Raw genomic sequence first — 22,422 nt, 5'->3', positions numbered from 1 at the left:
ATGCCGGGCCTGCGGTACCTCGACGACCTGGGCGGCCAGCTCGCCTTCTACCTGCGCGCCTTCGCCTGGACCCCACGCACCGTTCGCCGCTACAAGCGCGAGGTGGTCCGGCTGCTGGCCGAGGTGAGCTTCGGCTCCGGCGCGCTCGCCGTGGTCGGCGGCACGGTCGGCGTCATCTGCTTCCTGACCTATTTCACCGGCACCGAGGTCGGCCTGCAGGGCTACCAGGCGCTCAACCAGATCGGCAGCAGCGCCTTCACCGGCTTCGTCTCGGCGTACTTCAACACTCGTGAGATCTCCCCCCTGGTGGCGGCGCTGGCGCTGTCGGCCACCGTCGGCTGCGGTTTCACCGCCCAGCTCGGCGCGATGCGGATCTCCGAGGAGGTCGACGCCCTCGAGGTGATGGGCGTGCCGTCCCTGCCGTTCCTGGTCACCACCCGCATGATCGCCGGCTTCATCGCGGTCATCCCGCTCTACGTGGTGGGGCTGCTCACCAGCTACCTGGCCACCCGCACCATCGCCGTCTTCTACTTCGATCAGTCGGCCGGCACCTACGACTACTACTTCAATCTTTTCCTGCCCCCCGTCGACGTGCTGTGGTCCTTCTTCAAGGTGCTGGTCTTCAGCGTGATCGTCGTGCTGGTGCACTGCTACTACGGCTACACCGCCCGGGGCGGACCCGCCGCCGTCGGCGTCGCGGTCGGCCGGGCCGTCCGGCTCGCGATCGTCGCGGTCAACATCGTCGACTTCTTCCTGTCGCTGGCCATCTGGGGCGCGACCACCACCGTCCGGATCGCGGGGTGAACATGAGAAATCGCATTCTGGGCATCGTCTTCATCGCCCTGCTGACCGCGGCGCTGACCGCCTCCGTGCTGCAGTACAACAAGGCGTTCACCCCGGTCGCCTGGGTGACCCTGCACGCCGGTCGGGCCGGGCTGCAGCTCAGCCCGGGCGCTGACGTCAAGGTACGCGGAGTGGTCGTCGGCGAGGTGCGCTCGGTGGGCAGCGAGGGCGCCGGCGCGAGGATCCGGCTGGCCCTGGACCCGGCCACGACGCCCCTGATCCCGGCCGACGTCAGCGCGCGGCTGCTGCCCAAGACCCTCTTCGGCGAGCGGTACGTCGAACTTGTCCCGCCGACCGGCGGCGCGGCCACACCGATCCGCGACGGCGCGGTCATCGGCCAGGACCGCAGCCGTACCGCCGTCGAGCTGGAACGGGTCCTCGACCAGGCGCTGCCCCTGCTGCAGGCGGTGCGGCCCGACCAGCTTGCCGCGACGCTCGGCGCCATCGCCACCGCGCTGGAGGGACGCGGCGAGCAGCTCGGCGCGAACGTCGAGCGGCTCGACGCATACCTCAAGCAGCTCAACCCGGCCATGCCGACCATCGCGGAGGACATCCGGAAACTGGCGGTCGTGCTGGACAGCTACGACGCCGCGCTGCCCGACCTGCTCGCTCTGCTGCGCGACGTGACCGTCACCTCCCGCACCGTCACCGACCAGCGTGAACAGCTGGCGGCGTTCCTCATCGAGACCACCGACACGGCGGACCTCACGCGCGGCTTCCTGGACCGCCACGGCGACCAGCTCATCTCCCTCGGCCAGGTCAGCCGACCGGTGCTGCAACTGCTCGCCACGTACTCCCCGGAGTACGCGTGCATGATGAGCGGCCTGGTCGCCCTGCAACCCCGCGTCGAGGAGGTCTTCGCCGGCGGGCGGATGCACATCACCCTCGAGGTCACCCGCGACGGCGGCAAGTTCGAGAAGGGACGCGACGAGCCGGTCTACGGCGCGCACGACGGCCCGCACTGCCGGGGCGTGCCCGACCCAGGAAAGCCGGCGCCCGAGGTGCCCATCAACGACGGTTACGACTACCGGGGCGAGCGCCCTCGTACGCCGCTGCCGGTCGGCCTGCTGGGGACCTCGCCGGCCGGCGGGTCCCCGGGCATGGGCCGGGCCGGCACCGCTGAGGAGCGTGCCCTGGTCAATCCGCTCGTCGGTGCCGTCACCGGCACCCCGCCGGCGGAGGTTCCCGACATCGCGGTCCTGCTCTGGGGGCCGTTGCTACGCGGAGGGGTGGTGAACGCCCGATGAGCAGCAAGACCATGGCACCCCTGCTGAAGCTGGTGGTCTTCGCCGCGGTGACCCTGCTGCTGACCGCGCTGCTCGCGCAGACCCTCGGTGCCTTCCCGCCCGGCGGCGTCACCTACCGGGCCCGGTTCACCGACGTCACCGGGCTGCTCCCCGGGGACGACGTACGCGTCGCGGGGGTGAAGGTCGGCCAGGTCAGCCGGATCAAGGTGGTCGACAGCACCGTCGCGGAGGTGGCCTTCAACGTCACCCGCGACGTCCCGGTGGCTACCAGCGTCCGCGCCAAGATCCGCTACCGCAACCTGGTGGGTCAGCGATACCTGGCGCTCAGCGAGGGGCCGGGGGAGGGGCGGCCGCTGCGGGCCGACGGCCTCATCCCGCTCGGCCAGACCACGCCGGCGTTGGACCTCACCGTCCTGTTCAACGGGTTCCGGCCGTTGTTCACGGCCCTCGACCCCGACGACGTCAACAAGCTCGCCTACGAGATCATCCAGGTGCTGCAGGGTGAGGGCGGCACGGTGAGCAGCCTGCTGCAACGCACCGCGTCGCTGACCAACACCCTCGCCGACCGGGACGCCGTCATCGGACGGGTCGTCACCAACCTCAACGGCGTCCTCGCCACGCTGGCCGAACGGGACCGCAACCTCGACCAGAGCATCAGCCAGCTGCAGCAGTTCGTCTCCGGGCTCTCCGCCGACCGCAAGGCCATCGGCGAGTCGCTGGTCAGCATCGGTGAGCTCACCACCGCCACGTCCGCGCTGATCGACGAGGTACGACCACCGCTCGCCGCGGACATCCGAGCCCTGGACGAACTCAGTGGCAACCTCAACCGCAACGCGGCCGTCATCGACGGCACCCTCGGCCGGCTCCCGGAGCGGTACGCGTCCCTGACCCGCGTCGCCTCCTACGGCTCCTGGTTCAACTTCTACCTCTGCGACTTCGACGGCAACGTGGCGGTGGCCGGCCGGGCGCCGATCGACGTGCCCACGTTCAGCGCCCCGGCCGCCCGATGCGCGGGAGGCACCCAGTGAGACCGTTCCGGGAACGCAACCCCGTCGTCGTCGGCACGGTCGGGCTGGCGCTGATCGTCGCCGCGCTGCTGGGCGCCTTTCAGCTCGACCGGCTGGCCGACCTCACCGGACGCGCCTACCAGGCGGCCTTCCACGACGCGAGCGGCCTCACCACCGGCAACGAGGTGCGGGTCGCCGGGGTGCGGGTGGGCAAGGTGACCGCGGTGGAGCTCGCCCGAGACGGTGCGCCCTACGTCCGGGTCCGGTTCCGGCTGGACGACGACAGCGTCCGCCTCGGCAGCGACACCAGCGCCATGATCAGGATCAAGACGGTGCTCGGCCAGAAGTACCTGGCGCTGATACCGGCCGGGCCCGGGCGGCTGCGCGAGGGCGGGCAGATCCCCCTCGCCCGGACCGCGGCGCCGTTCGACGTGGTGCAGGCGGTCACCGGACTCGCCGACACCCTCGACAAGATCGACACCGAACAGCTCGCCGCCGCCTTCACCACCCTGTCCGAGACCTTCGCCGACACGCCCGACAGCGTGAACACCTCCCTGGTCGGACTCTCCCGGCTCTCCCGCACGGTCGCCGACCGCGACGCCGAACTGCGGACCCTGCTCTCCCGCGCCCGCTCGGTCACCACGGTGCTGGCCAGCCGGGACGAGGAGTTCCGCAAGCTGGTCGCCGACGGCGAGGCGCTGCTGGCCGAGGTGAGCCGGCGTCGGGACGCGATCCACAAACTGCTCGTCGGCACCGACGAGCTCGCCACGCAGCTCTCCGGACTGGTCACCGACAACCGCGCCCGGATCGAGCCCGCGTTGCGCAAGCTGCGCGAGGTAGTCGCCATCCTGCAGCGCAACAAGGAAGACCTGGAGAAGACCATCCAGCGGATGGGCCCGTTCGTCTCGACGTTCGCCAACGTGGTCGGCAACGGCCGCTGGTTCGACTCGTACGTGGCCGGTCTGCTCCAGCCGTACCAACCGACGAGGGGAGGCCGCTGATGCCCGGTCCCATCCAGCGCTGGCGACGACCGGTCGCCGTCGCCACCGCCCTGCTGGTGGCCGTCGCCGCCGGCGTGGTCGTCCTCCGTGACAGCACACCCGACCGGCGGGTGGTCGCCTACTTCTCCCGTGCCGTCGGGGTGTACCCCGGATCGGACGTGCGGGTGCTCGGCGTTCGCGTCGGCGAGGTGCTCACGGTCACCCCGCAGGGCCGCAGTGTCCAGGTCACCATGTCCTACGACCCGGCGATCGACGTTCCCGCCGAGGCGCAGGCGCTCATCGTTCCGCCCAGCGTGGTCAGCGATCGGTACGTGCAACTCACCCCCGCCTACGCCGGTGGCGCCAGGCTCACCGACGGGGCGGAAATCCCGCTGCAGCGGACCGCCGCGCCGATGGAGATCGACGATGTCTACCAGGCGCTCGACGACTTCAACCGCACCCTCGGCCCGGAGGGGGCCAACCGCGACGGCGCCCTGTCCGACCTCGTCGCGACCGGCCGGGCCAACCTGGAGGGCAACGGGCAGAACCTGCACGACACCCTCGACGGCCTGTCCCGGGCGCTGACCACCCTCTCCGACGGCCGGCAGGACCTCTTCGGCTCCGTCGCCAACCTGCAACGCTTCACCACCGCGCTGGCCCGCAGCGACCGGGAGGTGCGCGCCTTCAACCGGCAACTCGCCGACGTCGCCGAACAGCTGGCCGGCCAACGCGACGAGCTGGCCGCCGCGCTGCGCAACCTCGCCACCGCGCTGGCCGACGTCACCGCATTCGTCAAGCAGAACCGGGCCGCGTTGACCTCCAACGTCGCCGCGCTGACGGAGATCACCAGCGTGCTGGTCGGCCAGCAACAGGCGGTCATCGAGATCCTCGACGTCGCCCCGCTCGCCGTGAACAACCTCGCTCTCTCGTACAACCCACGCTCCGGGACCCTGGACACCCGCGACAACGCGATGGGCCCGTACGACCCAGCCAGCTTCGCGTGCTCCCTGCTGGTCGACCAGCTTCCCGCCGCTGAGGTGCCCGCGAAGTGCATGGCGCTCGCGCAGACCCTGCACCAGCGCGGGCTGCCCATGACCGACCAGCTGCGCAAGCTGCTCAAGCTGCCGCCCGGCGCCCCGGCGATCGGCGGGTCCTCACCGGGACCTCCCATCAGCTCCCCCGGTGCGCCGATCCCCGACCAGGCGCCGGGCGGCTCCGGCATCACCAGCGACCCCACCCTCGGCGGCATCCTGCGGGGCACCCCGTGACCGCCCGGGCGCTGCGCGCCCTGGCCGGCGCGGTCCTGGTGGCGCTGCTCCCGACCGGGTGCGGCCTGCCCGACCTCGCCGACCTGCCGCTGCCCGGCGGCGCCCCGAAGGGCGCGGGGTACACCGTCACCGCCGAGTTCAGCGACGTGCTCGACCTGGTGCCGCAGGCCGCCGTCAAGGTCGACGACGTGACCGTCGGAAGCGTGGAGAAGATCTCCCTCGCCGGCTGGACCGCGCGGGTCACCCTGCGTATCGGCACCGACGTGCGCCTGCCGTCCAACGCCACTGCCGCGGTCCGGCAGAGCAGCCTGCTGGGCGAGAAGTACGTGACCGTCGCGGCGCCGATCACCGGAGCCTCGACCGGCCGACTCGCCGACGGCGACGTCATCCCGCTCTCCCGCACCAACCGCGGCGCCGAGGTGGAAGAGGTCCTCGCCGCCCTCGGCCTGCTGCTCAACGGTGGCGGGTTGGCCCAACTGCGGACCATCAACCAGGAACTCGGCACCGCACTCGCCGGACGGGAACCCGCCGTCCGGGACGCGCTGGGCCAGCTCGACGAGTTCATCGGCGGGCTGGACAAGCAGAAGGCCGACCTGGTCCGCGCCCTCGACGCCCTCGATCGGCTGACCGGCCGGCTCAACCGGCAGAAGCAGGTGCTCGGCGACGCGGTGGACTCCCTCGCCCCCGGCCTGACCGTGCTGGCGCAACAGCGCGCCCAACTGACCAGCGCGCTGACCGCCCTGGACAAACTCGGCGACGTCGGCACCCGGGTCGTCAACCGCAGCCGCGACGACACCGTGGCCAACCTCCGGGCGTTGCAACCGATCCTGGAGGAGCTGGTACGCGCCGGTGACGACCTGCCGAAGTCCCTGGACTTCATGCTGTCGTACCCGTTCCCGCCGAACATCACCGGCGCGATCGTCGGCGACTTCGTCAACCTCTCCGTCACCGCCGACCTCGACTCGGCCTCGATCCTGGCGAACCTGGCCGCCGCGGCCCCCGCGCCGGGAGGCCCGGCGGCGCCGCCGAAGACGGCCACTCCGGCCAGGCCGCCCGCCGCCGGCGGACCGTCGCCTGCCGTCCCGCTGCCCGGCGTCGGCACCGGTCCGTTGGCCGGCCTGCCGCTCCTGAAGTGCCTGCCCGACCCTGAGAAGTTCCCCGCCACCTGGACGCCGCCGAAGGACTGTCTGCTGCCGGAGGGCTGCGTCCTGCTCAAGCCCGGCTCGACGGTGCCCGTCGGCGGACTGATCCTGCCCAAGGGCGTCGTGCCACCGGGCACCGCCTTCCCCGCCGGGACCGAACTGCCCCCGGGCACCGTCATGTCGGCGCAGTGCGTGTTGCCGGTGACCGGCGCGGTGACCGGACAGATCGGCGGCCTGCCGGACATCCTCGGAGGGGGACTGAAGCCATGATCGGACGTACCGCGAGACTGCAGGTTCTGGCGTTCGTGCTGGTGAGCGTCCTCGGCGTCGGCTACGTCGCCGTCCGCTACGTCGGTGTCGGCGACCGGCTGCTCGGCGGAAGCTACGTCGTCCACATGGACCTCACCCGAGCCGGTGGGATCTTCCCCAACGCCCCGGTCACCTATCGCGGGGTGCCGGTCGGCCAGGTCACCGCGGTCGCCCTGCACGGCGACGGGGTCCGCGCCGACCTGCGGTTGCAGCGCGACGTCCGGGTGCCCGACGATCTGCGGGCCGTGGTGGCGCAGCGCTCCGCCGTCGGCGAGCAGTACGTGGACCTGCGCCCGGACCGCGACGGCGGGCCGTACCTCGCCGACGGGGCGGTGATCCCGGCGGACCGGACCGGCGTCCCGCTCGCCCCGGAGGTCCTGCTGACCAACCTCGACGCCCTGGTCCACTCGGTCGACCCGGAGGACCTCACCGTCCTGATCACCGAACTCGGCACCGCGTTCGAGGGCAACGAGACGGCGCTGGCCAGCATCCTCGACGCCGGGGATGCGCTGCTGACCGAGGCGGACGCCCGGCTGCCGGAGACGCTCGCGCTGATCGACGACGGACGTACCGTGCTCACCACCCAGGCCGAGTCGGCCGAGGCGCTGCGCCGGTGGGCGGCCGGCCTGGCCCAGCTGGCGGCCACCCTCCGCGAGGCCGACCCGGACCTGCGGCGGCTGCTCGCCGCCGGACCTCCCGCCGGGCGTGAACTGTCCGCGCTGCTGCGGGGACTGGAGCCGACGGTCGGCACCCTGCTCGGCAACCTGGTGACCGTCAACGGCATCGCCGCCCGGCGGCTGCCCGGCATCGAGCAGATGCTGGTGGTGTATCCGATCGCCGTCGCCGGCGGTTTCACGGTCACCCCGGGCGACGGCACCGTGCACCTCGGTCTGGTGGTCAATGCCAACGACCCGCCGTCCTGCGTGTACGGGGGTGGCAACGCGAAGTGCGACGCCGGGGAGCGGGCGGCCGGCGCCAGCGTGCGCGGCAACGCCAACGCCCCCCGACCGGGGGGCCGGGAACTGGCGGCCGGCCCGGCGTCGTCCGGCGCCGCGCCGAGGGCCGGAACCACCACCGGTGGGTACGACCCGGCCACCGGCCTGGTGCTCGGCGCCGACGGTCGACCGTTGCAGTTCGGCGGGACCGGCGGCCAGTCCCGGATGGCCGGGGACCAGTCGTGGAAGCAGTTGCTGCTCGCCGGGGTGACCCCGTGACCGGCGCGAAGAAGGAGGTGGCGATGCAGGCACGCAGGAACCACACGCTGAAAGTCATCAAGGGGGCGAAGCCTGGAGTGCCGGGTCGGGCGGCGCAACGCCGGATGGTCCCCCGTCAGCTTCCCCAGCCGGAGGAGCCGATCGAGGACCTGCTGAAGCGGCTCGACCAGGAACCGGTCGAGGACCCGGCGGAGTCGGCGGATCCGGCGGCCGGTGACGACCCGGCGGACGCGGACGCTCCCGCGGAGGAGGCCGCCGGTGGCCGCCCCGCCGCGAAGCGGGCCACCCCGGCGCCGACGCGACGGCGGCGTCCGCTGATCGCCCTGCTCGTGGTGATGCTCGCCGCGGCCCTCGCCGCCGCCGGCGTGGCCGGTCACCGGTGGTACGTCGACCGGGCGACGGACCAGGCCCGGCAGGAGGCGATCGCCGCCGCCAAGCAGGCCGGCGTCAACTTCGTCTCGGTCAGCGCGGCCAGCGTGGACCGGGACATCCAGCGGATCACGGCCGGGGCCACCGGTGACTTCAAGGACGAGTTCAGCCGGGGGCAGTCCCAGGTCCGGGCCGCGGTGGTGGAGAACAAGGTCGACTCGCGCGGGTCGGTGCTGCGGGCCGGGCTGGTCTCCGGTGACCGTAGCCGGGCGGTCGTGCTGGTGGCGGTCGACGCCACCGTCAAGAACGTCAAGTCGCCCGAGGGGCGGCCGTCGCACTACCGGATCCAGATGGACATGGTCCACGACAAGGACTCCGGCCGGTGGCTGGTGTCCCGCCTGCAGTTCGTCGGATGAGAGAGGGAGGACCCATGCGTACCCTGGTCGACTTCGCACGACGGCCGCGCGTGCTCCGGCGGCCCGCCGCCCGGATGGGGCTCGTCCCGGCTCTGGTCGTGGCGATCGTGCTCGCGACCGCCGTCGCCGGTCTGGCCTGGTGGGGCGACCACCGCGCCGAGCAGCGGGACACCGCCGTACGGCAGGCGCTGGCCACCGCGCCCGCCGCCGCCAAGGCGATCTTCTCCTACGACTACCGCACCTTCGACGACAGCGTCGCCAACGGCCGCAGCTTCGCCACCGGCTCCTTCGGCAAGGAGTACGAGCAGACCACGGCGGCGTTGAAGCAGACCGCCGCGAAGCAGCAGGCGGTCGTGGCTGCGGAGGTGTCCGCGACGGGCGTGGTGACCGCGACCACCGACCGGGTCGAGCTGCTGGTGTACCTCAACCAGTTCCGGCGCAACGTGAACACCGCCGGGGAGAAGGTCGACCAGAACCGCGTGGTGCTCACGCTGGTCCCGGTCGACGGCGAGTGGAAGGTCGCCAAGGCCACGGCCATCTGAGGTCCTCGTCGGCGGCTCTCCCGGACGGCATCGCCACCCCTTCCGCCCGACGGCGATCCGGACCGACGGGCGCCGGCGGCGTACCGCTGGTCAGGAGCGGTGGCGGGTGACCGCCGTCGCCTGCAGCGTCGGACGGCGCACCACGGCTATCCGGTCGCCGCGGGCGCGGATCGACGTGCGCCCGCCGCGCCGGCGGCGCACCGTGAGGTCGACGGTGGCCCGCCCCACCTGTACGCCCTCCAGCGTCAGGTCCGGCAGCCACTCCGGCAGGTGTGGGTCCACGAAGATCGTCCGCAGTGGTGCGGCCGGGCGCAGCGCCAGCAGCGCCTGGACCAGCGCGACCACCGAGCTGGCGGACCACGCCTGGGGTGAGCACGAGTTGGGATAGACGCCGGGATGCGGATGGGCGTCGTCGCGGGGCAGGCCGCTGAGCACCTCGGGCAGGCGGTGCTCGTCGAAGAGCGCCGCAGCGGCGAACATCCCCTCCGCCAACCGGTGCAGCTGCGCCCAGCAGCCGTACCGGGCCAGGCCGAGACCGATCGTGCCCGCCTCGACCGGCCACACGCTGCCCCGGTGGTAGCTGAACGGGTTGTACGCCGGATGCGCCGCCGACAGGGTCCGCACCCCCCAGCCGCTGAACATGTCGGGCGCCAGCAGCCGGCGGGCGACCAGGCCGGCGACCCGGGTCGGCACGATGCCGGTGGTCAGCAGGTGCCCGTCGTTGGAGTTGACCGACCGCACCTGCCGCCCGTCCGGCCCGAGCGCCATCGCGTAGCAGCCCTGATCGGGCATCCAGTAGGCCCGGTGGAAGCGGCGACGCAACGCGCGGGCGCGGGCCGCCAGCTTCGCGCCGAGGGCGGGCCGGCCCGTCGCGGCGAACACCACGGCGGCGTGCCGCAGCGCGGCGTACCAGTACGCCTGGAGTTCGCTGCTGGCGATCGGGTTCGGCACCACCTGCCCGTGCTCGTCGACGACGGCGGTGTCCGAGTCCTTCCACCCCTGGTTCTTCAGGCCGGACCGGGCGCGGCAGTGGTACTCCAGGAAGCCGTCCCGGTCCAGGTCGCCGTACCGGTCGAGCCAGTCCAGGGCGCGGTGCGCCGTCGGCAGGAGTTCCCGCACCGTGTCCAGGTCCCCGGTCCAGGCCAGGTACTGCCCGAGGAAGACCAGGAAGTCCGGCGCCGTGGACCAGTCGCCGTGGTAGTGGGTGAACGGGTCGAGCCCGAGCGCCGACACCGGGCCGAGGCGGGCCTCGTGCAGCGGTTTGCCCGGCTCCTCGTCGCGCCGGTCGTCGACGCGCTGCCCGACGTGCTGGGCGTTGAGCCGCAGGCTGTCCGCCAGCATCGTCGGCCCGGCCAGCAGCGCCTGCCACGACGCGGTCATCGTGTCCCGGCCGAAGATCTCCTGGTAGATCGGCAGCCCGGCCATCGGCGCCGTCGGCCCGGCTGGTTCGCCGAGCGGCAGCACGGTCAGGTCGTCGACCGCGCACCGCCAGGCCGCCGTGACGTCGAAGTTGCTGCTGCTCAGCCGGGTGAACTCACGGGCGAGGCGGGCGCCGGCGGCCGTGGCGGCGTCGGTGGGGCCGGTGAACGTCGGCGGCGGCGCGACCAGGCGCTCGCCGTCGAAGACCGGCTCGACGAGGAGATCCACAAGGCTGCTCCCACCCGGCGGCACCGTGACGTCGACCGCGAGCGCGCCGTCGACGTACCGGACGGGGGCGTCGGCGCGTACCCGGATCGCCACCGCCCGGTCCAGGTCGTCGCGCAGGTAGGTCAGGCGCAGTTCCCGCTCCGCCGGGTCCCACGCCGGGTCGACGTCGCCGAACTGCCGGCGACGTCCCGTCTCGGCCTCGCTGGTGTCCGCGAAGTCGGCGGCGAGGTGAATCCGCACCGGCAGGGTGAGTGGCCGGGCGGCGTAGCTGACCACGGTCAGCCGGGTGCGCAGCCCGTCGCCGACGAAGCGTTCCGTCAGCAGGTAGACCGCCTGCGAGGGCAGCGCCTCGCCGTCGCCGAGTTCGGCGTACGACAGTTGCGCGTGACCTCCCACGTTCGCGGTGCTGAACGCGACCGGTTCCCGGCCGTCCACCGTGAGCCGCTCGGCGCTGAGCACCCGGGTGTTGCGCGCGAAGAAGCCCTGCGGGTCGGCGCCGGTGATCCGGCCGCGCATGTCGGTGACCAGCGTGCTCCACCCGCTCGCCACGTACAGCAGGTCGGGGCGGACGCGCAGGTTCCGGACCCGGCTCATCGGCGGTGCGGCGGCGGGTGGTGCCGGCCGGGTCGGACGCGGTGACCAGATGACGCCTGCGAAAGCGGCATCGGTCCCACCCCCCTGATCTGGTTGCGACCCCGGGCACGGCGCAGCCGGTCGGGCGGGCCTGGCTACCCGCTCGCGCCGCCGGTACACCCGCCGCTTCCCGGTGCCCATTTTCAGAGAAGGAGTGGCCATTCCGGCTTCCAAGGCCACTCTTTCTCCGAAAGTGCACCCGCACGCGCGTCCGCGCTCGGCGGGGCCGGGCCCTGCCGGGTCGGGCCCTGCCGAACGGGTCACCGGCGGCGGCGCCGCCACTGGTCGGCGGGAGCGCCACCAGCCGCTCCCGCCCGCCGCCCCGCCGCGACGCGGACGCCGGCTGCCGCACCTCGACCAGTCGACGGCCCCGCGGGTGAGGTTTCGCCCCGACGGCGGCGGGTAGCCGTCGCCGGACAGATCCGCCACCGACGGGAGACGGCCGTGGGGTACCAGGCGCGGCAAGGAAAGCAGCCGGTCGATCCGGAGCACGCCGAGAACGAGGCCGGCCAGGCCCGCCTCGTGCAGGTGGAGGCGGACACCGAGGTCCCGGCCCCGGACGACACCGACGCACGCCCGGACCTGGTCACCGAGGACGACGGGTCGGGCGTGGCCGGTGGCTCCTCCGGTGGCAGCGCTGGCGGCTCCGGCATGCGGGGGCACCCGGACGCCGCGCGCTGACCCGTCCACCGACGCGTACGGATCCGGCCCGCTCCGCCGGGCGGCCAGGAGGCCGGGGCGGCGACGGGAGGCACCGGATGTTCGACGGCTTCGAGGAACTGGACCTCCGGACGACGGACACCGTCATCCACGGCCGCCGGGGCGGTGCCGGCCCGCCGGTGCTGCTGCTGCACGGCATGCCGGAGACCCATCTCATGTGGCACCGGGTGGCGCCCCGCCTCGCCGAGCGGTTCACCGTGGTCGCCACCGACCTACGGGGCTTCGGTGACAGCGGGACACCGCCGAGCGCGCCCGACCACGCGCCCTACAGCATGCGCCGGATCGGCGGCGAGCAGGTGGAGCTCATGCGGCTGCTCGGCTACGACCGGTTCGCCGTCGTCGGGCACGATCGCGGCGCGCGGTGCGCCTACCGGATGGCGCTCGATCATCCGGACGCCGTCACCCGCCTCGCGGTGCTCGACATCGTGCCCACCGGCGACGCGTACCGGCGCGCCGACATGGAGTTCAGCCTGGGGTTCTGGCTCTGGTCCTTTCTCGCCGCGCCGGAGCCGGTGCCCGAACGACTGATCGCCCGGGCGCCGGACGTGATCGTCGATCACATGCTGGACACGTTGTCCGAGCTTCCCGACGCCTTCCCGGCCGCCGTCCGGGCCCGGTACGTGGCGCAGCTCCGCGCGCCGCAGACCGTCCACGCCATCTGCGAGCAGTACCGGGCGGCCGCCACGCTGGACTACCAGCACGACGAGGCCGACCGGGGAAACCGGCGGATCGGCTGCCCGGTCCTGGTGCTCTGGAGTCACGCCGGCCCGGTCGCGGCCTGGTACGAGCCGCTGGGCGTCTGGCGAGCGTGGGCGGACGAGGTCGACGGCTGTCCCGTGGCGGCCGGCCACTTCCTGCCCGAGGAGGCTCCCGAGGAGACCGTCTGGCACCTGCTCGGCTTCCTCACCTAGCCCGGTCGCCGCGTGCTGCCGGCCGGCCGGCGGGGGAGCGGTTCAGCCGCCACGGGCGAACAGGGCCAGGCGTACCCGGTTGGGGCTGTTGGTCTTGGTCATCAGGCTGGTGATGTGGGTCTTCACCGTGGTGACGCCGATGTGCAGCCGGTCGGCGATCTCCGTGTTGGAGAGCCCCTCGGCGACCAGGTTCAGCACGTCCTGCTCGCGCGCGGTCAGCCCCTGGGCCGGCTGCGGCGTCTCGGGGCGGGCGTGCACCGCGCGCTGGACCAGGCGTTGCAGCACCTCCTGGCTGAACGGGCTGTCGCCCACGGCGGCGCGGCGGACGCCGTCGAGCAGGTCGGCGGGGGGTGCGTCCTTGAGCAGGAACCCGCAGGCGCCGGCGGTCAGCGCCGGATAGAGGTGGTCGTCGTCGCCGAAGGTGGTCAGCACCAGCACGCGGGTGGCGGGGCGGTCGGCGAGGATCCGGCTGGTCGCGGTGATCCCGTCGACGCCGGGCATCCGCAGGTCCATCACGACGACGTCGGGCACCAGCCGCGCGGCGAGGGTGATCGCGTCGCGACCGTTGTCGGCCTCGCCGACGACCTCGATGTCGGGCTGGGCGTCGCAGAGCATGCGCAGGCCCGCGCGGATGAGGTGCTGGTCGTCGACCAGCAGGACGCGGATCATGCGAGCTCCGTCTCGTGGGGTGCGGCCGAGCCGGCGCGGGGGACCGGCGGGCCGGGGGGAGCGGTCGACGCGGCGGCCGGGAGCACGGTACGTACCCGCCAACCCGCGCCGGTCGGGCCGGCCTCCAGCCGGCCGCCGAGGACCTCGACGCGCTCGCGCATGCCGGTGATGCCGTGGCCACCGCCGGGCGGCACCGCGGCCGGCACCCGGCCGCGTCCGTCGTCGCAGACCTCCCAGTGCACGGCCCCGTCGACCACCGACACCGCCAGGCGCGCCCGCGCGGACGTGCCGACGTGTTTGGCCACGTTGGTCAGTGCCTCCTGGGTCAGCCGCAGCACCGCCAGGCCCCGGACGGCGTCGAGCGAGCCGACCGCCGGGTCGATGTCGGCCTCCACGGTGACACCGGCCTGCCGGGCCCGGTCGACCGCCGCACCGAGTGCCGCCGGAAGCGCCGCCGGCTCGATCGCGGTCAGCGCCGCGTCACCGCGTACCCCGTCGGGATCGCGCAGGACCGCGACCAGCCGGCGCAGGTCCGCCAGGGCGGCGGTCCCCGTGCCGTGCACGTCGTCGAAGACCTCGCCCACCCGCGGATCCAGCTCGGTCAGCACGTGCCGGGCCACGCCCACCCGCAGCACCATCGACGCGACGTGATGCGCGACCACGTCGTGCAGCTCGCGGGCGATGGCGCTGCGTTCGTCCGCGCGGGCGGCGCGGCTCTCGGACTCGCGTCGGCGCTGCTCGGCCGCGGCCCGCTCCGCGGCCTGCCGGCCGAGCTCCCGGGTGGTGCGGATGACCAGGCCGAGCAGCAGCGGCACGCCGACCTCCACGGTCAGCCCGAAGACGCCGGAGAGGAACCGCCGGAACGGGTCGCCGATCGAGTCGGTCAGGTCGACCGCGGCCAGCAGCCCGGCGGCCAGCCAGATGATCCGTGGCGGGTCCGCCCGCATGGCCAGCTCCAGCAGGGCCCAGCTGGCACCGACCTGGTTGATCGTGGTGTCGTCGACGAGCTGGATGGCGACCGCCAGCAGCGCGGCCTGCGCCACCAGGTTGACCAGCGCCCGGCGGTGGCACACCAGCCCGACGGCGAACGCGACCAGCGCGAGGATCCACTGTGTGGTCGTCGGCGAGCGTCCGGCGTGGGCGCCGAAGACCAGGTAGCCGACGCCGCTGAGGTCGAGCAGCAGCATCCGCGCGAACGTGTCGCGCGCGTCGAAGAGCCGTCCCACCCATCCCACCGGGTCAGCCTAGGCGCTGCGGCTCGCGGGCCGGAACGACCGCCGGCCGGGCCCACCTCGCCCGGACAGCGAGGTAGGCGGCCAGCCCGAGCGGCCCGAGCAGGATCGTCAGCACCAGCACCGGAGCCATCACCAGCGCCGGCACCCCCCGTTCCCGACCGTCCAGCCAGGCCCACCGGCCGACGAACAGGTCGAACCCGACCATGTGCGCCCAGGCCGCCGCCGCGCCGTCGGTGCTGCCGAGCAGGTCACGCACCCCCTCAAGGGTCGGTGACGTCACGGCCGGCAGCACGTCGGCCAGCGCCGGGAGCACCAGCAGCGCGTAGCTCACCAGGACCGGCAGCACGATCAGCGGCGACGAGATGATCCGGGCGGTCCCGGACCAGCGCGGCAGCAGCAGCATCAGCGCCCAGAACGGCGCGGCCAGCGCGAAGGTCAGGGTGAACAGCGTCCCGGTCATGCGGCCAGCGCCAGTTCCGGGCGGCGTCGGCGGACGAGGACCAGCGCGGCGGCGGTCGCGGTCGCCGCCACCAGCGCCGCGGCGGCGGCCAGCGTGAGGGCGTCCGGCCGCAGCAGCGGCTGTCCGCGCAGCGCCTGCCAGGTCAACAGGATCGTGAGTACGCCGTAGGCGGCGCCCGCGACGACCACCAGCCGCGCCTGGCTGCGCTCGTCCAGCCACGCCCCGAGGAACCGGCTCAGCAGGATCGCCAGGATCGGCAGCGCCTGCAGGGCGTGCAGCCCCACGAAGTGCCCGATCCGCAGGTCCCCGCCGGTGGTGCTCCAGCCGACCAGCGGGAGCCCGGGCCCGCCGTCCGGTACGCCCACGCTGTGCGCCCCGGCGATCCCCTCGGCCATCTCCTGGCCGGGCACCACCATCGGCATCGCCGCCAGCATGCCGAGCAGGGACAGGCCGAGCCCCCACCCGACCGCGTACCTGGCGACCCGGTCCGCCATCGGCTGCCGCAGGACCACGATGCCGATGACGAAGTGCGCGACGAAGAGCACCATGATCGACGCGCCCATCACCTGCCACAGCGCGGCGTTCAGCGGGGTCGTCTCGTTGTAGTGGCTGGTCGTGCCGCGCAGCACCTGCCCGACGATCACCGCCATCTCGGCCAGCGACATCGCGACGATGACCGTGCCCGCCCGCTCCGCGGTCCGGCTGCGTCGCGGCAGCAGGGAGAGCATCCAGGCGAGGGTGGTGCCGTACAGCACGAACGACACGGCGAACTTGAACGGCTTGAGCCAGATCGGCACGCCGGTGAGGACGCGGGAATCGGCGACGACGCCGATCGCGGCGACGACGGCGAGCACCGCCATCCCCGCGACGAAGACCATCATGGGGCGGTGCCAGTGTGCCGCCCGGCGCAACGCGGTAGTCATACCTGTAGATGCTCGTGAACCGGTCGTCGGGGCGCGCCCGACCTCGGGCCCCGGTTACGGCCGGCGGTCGGAGCCCGTCTCCTCCCTGGGGAGGAGGCGGCGCGCGGGCGCTACCCGGCGGTCGGTGCCACGCAGTAGACGTCACCGGAGTTGACCGCGTGCGGCAGCGACCGGAGACGCTCGGCCAGCTCCGTCGCCGACATCCACTCCCCGAAGGCCAGGGCCATGTCGTCGCCGAACGCGATGTTGAACGCCTCGAAGCCGAGCGCGGTGAGGCGGGCGACGCAGCGCCGCGCCACGGCCCGCTCGATCGTGGTGAACTCGAAGGAGAGCGCGGGCAGCGGGCGGCTCAGCCCTGCCAGCACCGCCTCCTCGAAGCCCTCGACATCGATCTTCACGAAGGTCGGCGTGCCGTGGCGGCTGATCAGGGAGTCGAGCGTCGTGGCGGCCACCTCGACCGTCGCGTCCCACACCTCGTCCTCCCAGCCCCCCGCGCCGTGCGCCGCCTGCAGGAAGTGCGCGGACGCCGTGGTCACCGTGGGATTGCGGGAGTTGACGTGCAGGCGGACGCTGCCGTCGTGCGCTCCGCAGGCCGCCTCGATGACGACGACGTCGTCCTCCCCGGCATAGATGCGCCGGATGGCGCGCACGCACAGCTGTTGCGGCTCCACGGCCACGACGCGGGCCCCGAGGCGACGGAAGCTGCCGGTCCGGTCGCCGACGTGGGCCCCGATGTCGAAGACCACGTCGCCGGGGCGGACGAAGCGGGCGTAGAACTCGTCCATCGCCGCCTCGCGCGCCGGATCGCCGTAGTAGGACTCCAGCGACCGGCGCAGCGACGACATGGCCGGATCAGCCTTGAGTGCCTCCACCGCGCGGGTACGAGCCCTCACCGGAAGACCGTAGCCCGTACCGGACCCGGAAACGCCGGCAATCGACAACAGTCAGGTGATCTCCGGCCGGGCGGGGGAGCCTACCGCCGGCCGCCGACGGGGCAGGATGGGTGGGTGGAGATCGAGCCGGTCGACTGCGCCCCGGAGCAGCGGTTCCGGCGGGCGATCCTGGGGCAGCGCTGGGAGCACCTGACCTTCCTGCACTGGGCGGTCGCGCCGGAGCTGGTCGCGCCCCTGCTGCCCGCCGGCACCCGTCCGGACACCCTCGACGGGCTCAGCTACGTCGGCCTGATCGGTTTCCGGATGGTGGGGCTGGGCTTCGGCACCGGGCCGGGGGTGCCGTACTTCGGCAGCTTCGCAGAGACCAACGTCCGGCTCTACTCGGTCGACCACACCGGCCGGCGGGCCGTGGTGTTCCGTTCGCTCGACGCGTCCCGGCTGGTGCTGGTGCTGGTCGCCCGGGCGACCCTGCGACTGCCGTACCTGTGGTCGGCGATGCGGCTGGACCGAGACGGTGACCGCTACACCTACCGGTGCCGGCGCCGCTGGCCCGGCCCGGTCGGAGCGTCGAGCCGGATGGTGGTACGGGTGGGTGAGCCGATCGCGGACCCGACCCCGCTGGAGCACTTCGTCACCGCCCGCTGGGGGCTGCACACCCGCGCGTACGGGCGCACGCGGCACCTGCCGAACTGGCATCCCCGCTGGCCGCTGCACCGGGCCGAGCTGCTGAGCCTGGACGACGAACTGGTCGCCGCCGCCGGGTTGCCGCCGCAGGCGGGACCGCCGGCCAGCGTGCTCTATTCGCCCGGCGTCCCGGTCCGGTTCGGCCCGCCGGTCACCCTGCCCGAGACCCGGTGACCGCGGCGCCCGTCGCTCGACGAGGCGGGACGGGACCGCCGCGCCGCCGTCATCTGGTGCCGGTGGCCGACAGGATGGGCAGGCGGGCCAGGACATTGGCGGTCGCGACCCGCACCGGATCGGGATTGGCCCAGCTCCAGTTCGGGTGGGCCCGGTTGGTGAGGAGCACGAAGACGGTCCGGCGGGCGGGGCTCACCAGCAGCGACGTGCCGGTGAAACCGGTGTGCCCGAAGGTGGTGGGGGCGCTGAGCCGACCCATGAACCACGGCTGGTGCAGCACCACGCCGAGCCCGTGGTCGGCGGTCCGGTTCGGGCGTTCCGGGTCGACGGCGGGCAGCCCGACGTTGGCGTTGGTCAGCATCCGGCGGACGGTGCTCTCGGCCAGGATCCGCTGTCCGCCGTACGTGCCGCCGTCGAGCAGCAACTGGCCGATGACCCCGACCTCCTGGGCGGTGCTGAAGATGCCGGCGTGCCCGGCGATGCCGCCCAGGTGGTTCGCCACGTCGTCGTGCACCACGCCCCGGAGCAGTCCCCGCGAGGAGCGCGCGTCGGTGGCGACCAGCCGGGTGGCCCGGTCGGTGGCGCTGAGCCAGGTGTTCGGGTTGAAGCCGGTCCAGCGCAGGCCGAGCGGGTCGGTCAGCTCGGTCTTCAGCGCCTGGTCGAGCCGTTGGCCGGTCACCTTCTCCACCAGCTTGCCCACGACCATCAGCCCCACGCTCGAATAGCGGAACACCCGGCCCGGGATCGCCCCGCTGACCAGCGGGGTGGCCAGGACGGCCCGCCACTTCTCGGCCAGCGTGGCGTAGCCGGTCACCGAGGCACCCACGGGGAGACCGCTGGTGTGCGCGAGCAGCATCGCCACCGTGACGGCCGACTTGCCGGCGCCGGTGAACTCCGGCAGGTAGCTCACCACCGGCGCGTCGAGGTCGAGTCGACCCTTGTCGACCTGCCGCAGGGCGAGGATGGAGGTGTAGACCTTGGTGATCGAGGCGAGGTCGAAGATGGAGTCGGTGCGCATCCGGACCCGCTCTCCGGCGGGTAGGAGGACCGGCCCGGCACCGAAGCGCAGGGCCTCGCCGACGGCCGCCTCGGCGTACGGCTGCCCGCCGCTGAGCGCGAGCGCGACCGCGCCGGCGTACATCGGGTGGGCGGGGTTCTGGCTGGTCGGCTTCAGGTAGCCGGTGAGCACGGTGGTCAGTCGCCGGCTGACCGGGGAGGTGCGGACGACCGGCCCGGTGACCGCGGCGGCGCCCTGGCCCGGGGCCGGCGTGCCCGGCGTCCGCCACGCACCGGCGCGGCCCGCGGGCGGTGCCGCCCGACAGCCGGCGAGCGCCGCGGTGGCGGCGGAGAGCCCGAGTCCGAGCAACGAGCGACGGTTGACCGGCATGGCTGGATCATGCCAGGTCAGCGGGTGCGGAGACAGCGCCGTCCGGAACACCGGCGTGGTCGCCGCCACCTGGCGCCTCGGCGAGCACGACGCGGGCGGGGTCGCCGACCGCGCGGCACCCGCTAGGCCGGTGGCTCGTCGGCGGCCTGTTCGTGCCAGCGGGCGCGCCAGTCGGCCTCGTGCTTCTCGTGGGTCGTCCGCTCGTTGAGGGCCGCTTGCCGCAGGGCTCGCCGGGCGTCCGCCATCACCACCACCTCGACGGCCACCAACGCCACGCAGATCGCGGTGAGCAGGGCGAAGGCGGCCAGCGCCGGCAGGTGGGTCGCGACCGGGATGGCGGCGGTGAGCGCGAGCACGGTGCCGACCCGGCTCCAGGACACGGTGCGCAGGGTGCGCAGCTGGAACAGCATGTCCCCGCACAGGTAGCAGATCACCCCGCCGAACAGCAGCGGTACGCCGGGACCGTGCGCCGGCTCGGCGAGGCTGATCGACGGGTCGGCGATCTGCCGCACGATCTCCTCGGCGCCCAGGGCGAACAGGATCACCCCGGCGATCATCACGAGGTGTAGGTAGGCGTACGCGTCGCGGGCCATCGACACCCGGGCGCGCCCCAGCGCGACGTGCTGCGCGATCCGGGCGGCCGGTGCGATCACGTCGTAGTGCGCCCACCACAGGGCGGCGGTGAAGACGATGCCCAGCACCGCCGCGGTGATCGCAGGCAAGGCGACCGGTTGGCCGAGGAGGTTGCCCCCGACGCCGACGGAGATGATCGACTCGCCCAGCGCGATGATCAGGATGAGGTCGTAGCGCTCCGTCCAGTGCTCGGCGGAGGTGACCATCCAGCCCCACGCGCCGGCGACCAGTCCGGCGCCGTACTGGAGCACGACGACGCTGATCCACAGCCCGTCCCGTAGCATCCCGGCGCGGCCCGCGTCCTCGATCCGCGGCGGGATCAGCGCGGCCCCCAGCAGCAGCAGGGTGCTGATTACCAGCTCCGGGGAGTACTTCAGCAGCAGTCGCCGCTCGCCCGGCCGCTCGCTGGCGACGTGCCAGTACAGCAGCAGGTGCACCCCGCGGATCACCACGTAACTGACCGCCACCACCATCGGCCCGGCGGCCGTCTGTTTCGGGTCGCCGAACGCCTGCGGCAGCGACAACGCGAAGCAGAACAGCGCCGCCATCCCGGCGACCATCAGCACCGGGACGAAGCCTTCGCCCAACCGGACCCGGGTGGCCACCACGCTGTGCACCACCCAGCACCACCACAGCACGGCCAGCACGAGCATGGCGTGCAGCAGCTGCCGGCCGGTGATGTTGGCGGCGGTGGCCCGGGTGATGATGAAGAAGGAGAAGACGAAGACCAGGTCGAAGAAGACCTCGAACCGGTCCACCCGGGCGCCCGGCGCGATCCCGACGGCCGGCCCCAGTCGCCCGCGCCACCGGTTTCCCACCAGCCCACTGTGCCAGCCGAGGACCGGCCGGGGGCCGGATTGGCGGCCGGCCCCCGTTGCTCGATCGCTACTCGCACCTGTCCTCGGAGCCCCGGCCGTACGGCTCGCAGCAGTCGACGCGGTGCCGGTACACCCGCAGGTCACGCCCGCGCCGGTGGGCCCTCTCGGAGGTGATCTCGTACAGGCAGGCCTGCCACCGGACGGTCTCCCCGCCGCCGGGGACGACCTGACCGTCACCCGGCCCGCCGCGCAGCAGCACCTCCACCTGATCGACGCTACGTGGTGTCCGGGCGCACGGCGGGCGGTACGACCGCTCTGCCCGCCGGCGGCAGCGAGGGCTCACCGATGCCCGTGGGACCGGTCGACGCCGGTGCGGAGGTCCCGATCGGGGTCCGACTTCCCCCAGGTATGGACCTGGCCGCCCTTCGCCCCTCATACTTAGGTGGATGGCTAAGTATTCCGGCGATGGTGGCGGCGCGGTCGACGCGTCGCTGGACGACGTGTTCCACGCGTTGTCGGACCCCACCCGCCGGCGCGTCGTCGAACTCCTGGGCCGGGGCCCCGCCACGACCAGCGACCTCGCGCGTCCGTTCGAGATGGCACTGCCGTCGTTCACCCAGCATCTGGGTGTTCTCGAGCGCTCGGGCCTGGTGACCTCGGAGAAGAAGGGACGGGTGCGGACCTACCGCCTGGCGCCCCGGTCGCTGGAGCTGGCCGACAGTTGGCTCGCCGCGCAACGTGCGCTCTGGACCCGCCGCCTCGATCAACTCGACTCGCTTCTCTACGACCTGAAGGAGCAGCAGACATGACCGCCTACACCACGAACCCCGAGCTCGACCTGGTCCTGGAGCGCACCGTCGACGTCGCCCCGGAACTGGTCTGGAAGGCCTGGACCACGCCCGAGCTGATCGTGCGGTGGTTCGCCCCGAAGCCCTGGTCGACCTCGTCCTGCGAGATCGACCTCCAGCCCGGCGGCCGGTTCCACACCGTCATGCGCTCGCCGGAGGGTGAGGAGTTCCCCAGCGACGGCTGCATCCTGGTGGTCGAGGAGGGCTCGACGCTGGTGTTCACCTCCGCCCTGGGCCCGGGGTTCCGCCCGCAGGTCGCCGAGGACGGCTTCCCGTTCACCGCAGTGGTCCGCATTGCGCCGGACGGCGCCGGTACGCGGTACACCGCCACGGCGATCCACGCCGACGCCTCGGCCCGCAAGCAGCACGAGGAGATGGGCTTCGCCGAGGGCTGGGGCGCGGCGCTCGACCAGCTGGTGGAGGTCGCGAAGTCCCTCTGACCCGCGACCG

23 protein-coding genes are annotated in these 22,422 nt (G+C 73.2%); 14 read left to right on the top strand and 9 right to left on the bottom strand.

Features of this window, described 5'->3' with window-relative positions:
* From ACTWM8_RS15925 to ACTWM8_RS15885, 9 genes are read left to right on the top strand one after another with little or no spacing between them, the layout of a single operon-like run.
* Complete coding sequence (locus ACTWM8_RS15925; protein ID WP_334576466.1) at positions 1-804, top strand: MlaE family ABC transporter permease; 804 nt, start codon at positions 1-3, stop codon at positions 802-804.
* Between the two features lie 2 nt (positions 805-806).
* Positions 807-2,090 (top strand): MCE family protein, encoded by a 1,284-nt coding sequence (locus ACTWM8_RS15920; RefSeq protein WP_446209702.1) that lies wholly within the window; start codon positions 807-809, stop codon positions 2,088-2,090.
* Positions 2,087-3,118 carry an MCE family protein gene (locus tag ACTWM8_RS15915; protein WP_346533945.1) on the top strand — a complete coding sequence of 344 codons (1,032 nt, stop codon included), beginning with the start codon at positions 2,087-2,089 and terminating at the stop codon, positions 3,116-3,118. The genes ACTWM8_RS15920 and ACTWM8_RS15915 overlap by 4 nt, the downstream gene beginning before the upstream one ends.
* Positions 3,115-4,098: an MCE family protein gene (locus ACTWM8_RS15910; protein ID WP_446209701.1), complete on the top strand. Its 984-nt coding sequence runs from the start codon at positions 3,115-3,117 to the stop codon at positions 4,096-4,098. The genes ACTWM8_RS15915 and ACTWM8_RS15910 overlap by 4 nt, the downstream gene beginning before the upstream one ends.
* The gene (locus tag ACTWM8_RS15905; RefSeq protein WP_446209700.1) at positions 4,098-5,345 is read left to right on the top strand and encodes an MCE family protein; all 1,248 of its coding nucleotides are present in this window, start codon (positions 4,098-4,100) and stop codon (positions 5,343-5,345) included. Before ACTWM8_RS15910 ends, ACTWM8_RS15905 begins: the two co-directional genes overlap by 1 nt.
* A complete protein-coding gene (locus ACTWM8_RS15900) occupies positions 5,342-6,757 on the top strand; it encodes an MCE family protein (RefSeq protein ID WP_446209699.1) in 1,416 nt (471 codons plus the stop codon). Before ACTWM8_RS15905 ends, ACTWM8_RS15900 begins: the two co-directional genes overlap by 4 nt.
* Positions 6,754-8,010, top strand: a complete 1,257-nt coding sequence (locus ACTWM8_RS15895) for an MCE family protein (RefSeq protein WP_446209698.1) — start codon at positions 6,754-6,756, stop codon at positions 8,008-8,010. Before ACTWM8_RS15900 ends, ACTWM8_RS15895 begins: the two co-directional genes overlap by 4 nt.
* A 23-nt stretch (positions 8,011-8,033) precedes the next feature.
* Complete coding sequence (locus tag ACTWM8_RS15890; RefSeq protein WP_446209697.1) at positions 8,034-8,795, top strand: hypothetical protein; 762 nt, start codon at positions 8,034-8,036, stop codon at positions 8,793-8,795.
* Between the two features lie 14 nt (positions 8,796-8,809).
* Positions 8,810-9,337 (top strand): hypothetical protein, encoded by a 528-nt coding sequence (locus tag ACTWM8_RS15885; RefSeq protein ID WP_446209696.1) that lies wholly within the window; start codon positions 8,810-8,812, stop codon positions 9,335-9,337.
* 90 nt (positions 9,338-9,427) lie between these two features.
* Here ACTWM8_RS15885 and ACTWM8_RS15880 read toward each other — a convergent pair whose 3' ends face one another.
* Entirely contained in the window at positions 9,428-11,578 is a 2,151-nt protein-coding gene (locus ACTWM8_RS15880; protein ID WP_446209695.1) for an amylo-alpha-1,6-glucosidase, read from the bottom strand.
* Positions 11,579-12,061: 483 nt separating this feature from the next.
* On the opposite strand from ACTWM8_RS15880, the gene ACTWM8_RS15875 reads away from it, so the two are divergent.
* Both ACTWM8_RS15875 and ACTWM8_RS15870 read left to right on the top strand, forming a co-directional pair.
* The gene (locus ACTWM8_RS15875) at positions 12,062-12,298 is read left to right on the top strand and encodes a preprotein translocase YidC (protein WP_446209694.1); all 237 of its coding nucleotides are present in this window, start codon (positions 12,062-12,064) and stop codon (positions 12,296-12,298) included.
* A 77-nt stretch (positions 12,299-12,375) separates the two neighbouring features.
* Positions 12,376-13,248: an alpha/beta fold hydrolase gene (locus ACTWM8_RS15870; RefSeq protein WP_446209693.1), complete on the top strand. Its 873-nt coding sequence runs from the start codon at positions 12,376-12,378 to the stop codon at positions 13,246-13,248.
* A 42-nt stretch (positions 13,249-13,290) separates the two neighbouring features.
* On the opposite strand, the gene ACTWM8_RS15865 is transcribed toward ACTWM8_RS15870, so the two are convergent.
* The 5 genes from ACTWM8_RS15865 to ACTWM8_RS15845 form a co-directional block, all read right to left on the bottom strand.
* Positions 13,291-13,917, bottom strand: a complete 627-nt coding sequence (locus ACTWM8_RS15865; protein ID WP_238450329.1) for a response regulator transcription factor — start codon at positions 13,915-13,917, stop codon at positions 13,291-13,293.
* Complete coding sequence (locus ACTWM8_RS15860; protein WP_446209692.1) at positions 13,914-15,152, bottom strand: sensor histidine kinase; 1,239 nt, start codon at positions 15,150-15,152, stop codon at positions 13,914-13,916. Before ACTWM8_RS15860 ends, ACTWM8_RS15865 begins: the two co-directional genes overlap by 4 nt.
* Before the next feature lie 4 nt (positions 15,153-15,156).
* Positions 15,157-15,612: an ABA4-like family protein gene (locus tag ACTWM8_RS15855; protein ID WP_446209691.1), complete on the bottom strand. Its 456-nt coding sequence runs from the start codon at positions 15,610-15,612 to the stop codon at positions 15,157-15,159.
* Positions 15,609-16,535, bottom strand: coding sequence for a hypothetical protein (locus ACTWM8_RS15850; RefSeq protein ID WP_446209690.1), 927 nt, complete (start codon positions 16,533-16,535; stop codon positions 15,609-15,611). Before ACTWM8_RS15850 ends, ACTWM8_RS15855 begins: the two co-directional genes overlap by 4 nt.
* A 110-nt stretch (positions 16,536-16,645) precedes the next feature.
* Positions 16,646-17,380, bottom strand: a complete 735-nt coding sequence (locus tag ACTWM8_RS15845) for an FkbM family methyltransferase (protein WP_446214571.1) — start codon at positions 17,378-17,380, stop codon at positions 16,646-16,648.
* A 162-nt stretch (positions 17,381-17,542) separates the two neighbouring features.
* On the opposite strand from ACTWM8_RS15845, the gene ACTWM8_RS15840 reads away from it, so the two are divergent.
* Positions 17,543-18,286 carry a YqjF family protein gene (locus tag ACTWM8_RS15840; RefSeq protein WP_446209689.1) on the top strand — a complete coding sequence of 248 codons (744 nt, stop codon included), beginning with the start codon at positions 17,543-17,545 and terminating at the stop codon, positions 18,284-18,286.
* 49 nt (positions 18,287-18,335) lie between these two features.
* Here the strand turns inward: ACTWM8_RS15840 and ACTWM8_RS15835 are convergent, their stop codons facing one another.
* The 3 genes from ACTWM8_RS15835 to ACTWM8_RS15825 form a co-directional block, all read right to left on the bottom strand.
* Entirely contained in the window at positions 18,336-19,673 is a 1,338-nt protein-coding gene (locus tag ACTWM8_RS15835; RefSeq protein ID WP_446209688.1) for a serine hydrolase domain-containing protein, read from the bottom strand.
* Positions 19,674-19,795: 122 nt separating this feature from the next.
* Positions 19,796-21,127, bottom strand: a complete 1,332-nt coding sequence (locus ACTWM8_RS15830; protein WP_446214570.1) for a low temperature requirement protein A — start codon at positions 21,125-21,127, stop codon at positions 19,796-19,798.
* 64 nt (positions 21,128-21,191) lie between these two features.
* Positions 21,192-21,389: a hypothetical protein gene (locus ACTWM8_RS15825; protein ID WP_154936775.1), complete on the bottom strand. Its 198-nt coding sequence runs from the start codon at positions 21,387-21,389 to the stop codon at positions 21,192-21,194.
* Positions 21,390-21,570: 181 nt separating this feature from the next.
* Between ACTWM8_RS15825 and ACTWM8_RS15820 the strand changes: the two genes are divergently transcribed.
* Positions 21,571-21,933: an ArsR/SmtB family transcription factor gene (locus ACTWM8_RS15820; RefSeq protein ID WP_446209687.1), complete on the top strand. Its 363-nt coding sequence runs from the start codon at positions 21,571-21,573 to the stop codon at positions 21,931-21,933.
* Positions 21,930-22,412 carry an SRPBCC family protein gene (locus ACTWM8_RS15815; RefSeq protein WP_446209686.1) on the top strand — a complete coding sequence of 161 codons (483 nt, stop codon included), beginning with the start codon at positions 21,930-21,932 and terminating at the stop codon, positions 22,410-22,412. Before ACTWM8_RS15820 ends, ACTWM8_RS15815 begins: the two co-directional genes overlap by 4 nt.
* Positions 22,413-22,422: the final 10 nt, after the last annotated feature.

Source organism: Micromonospora sp. IBSANI012 (genome assembly GCF_052814045.1).
The sequence above is the reverse complement of the archived record's forward strand: the minus strand, read 5'-3'. Positions and strand labels throughout refer to the sequence as shown.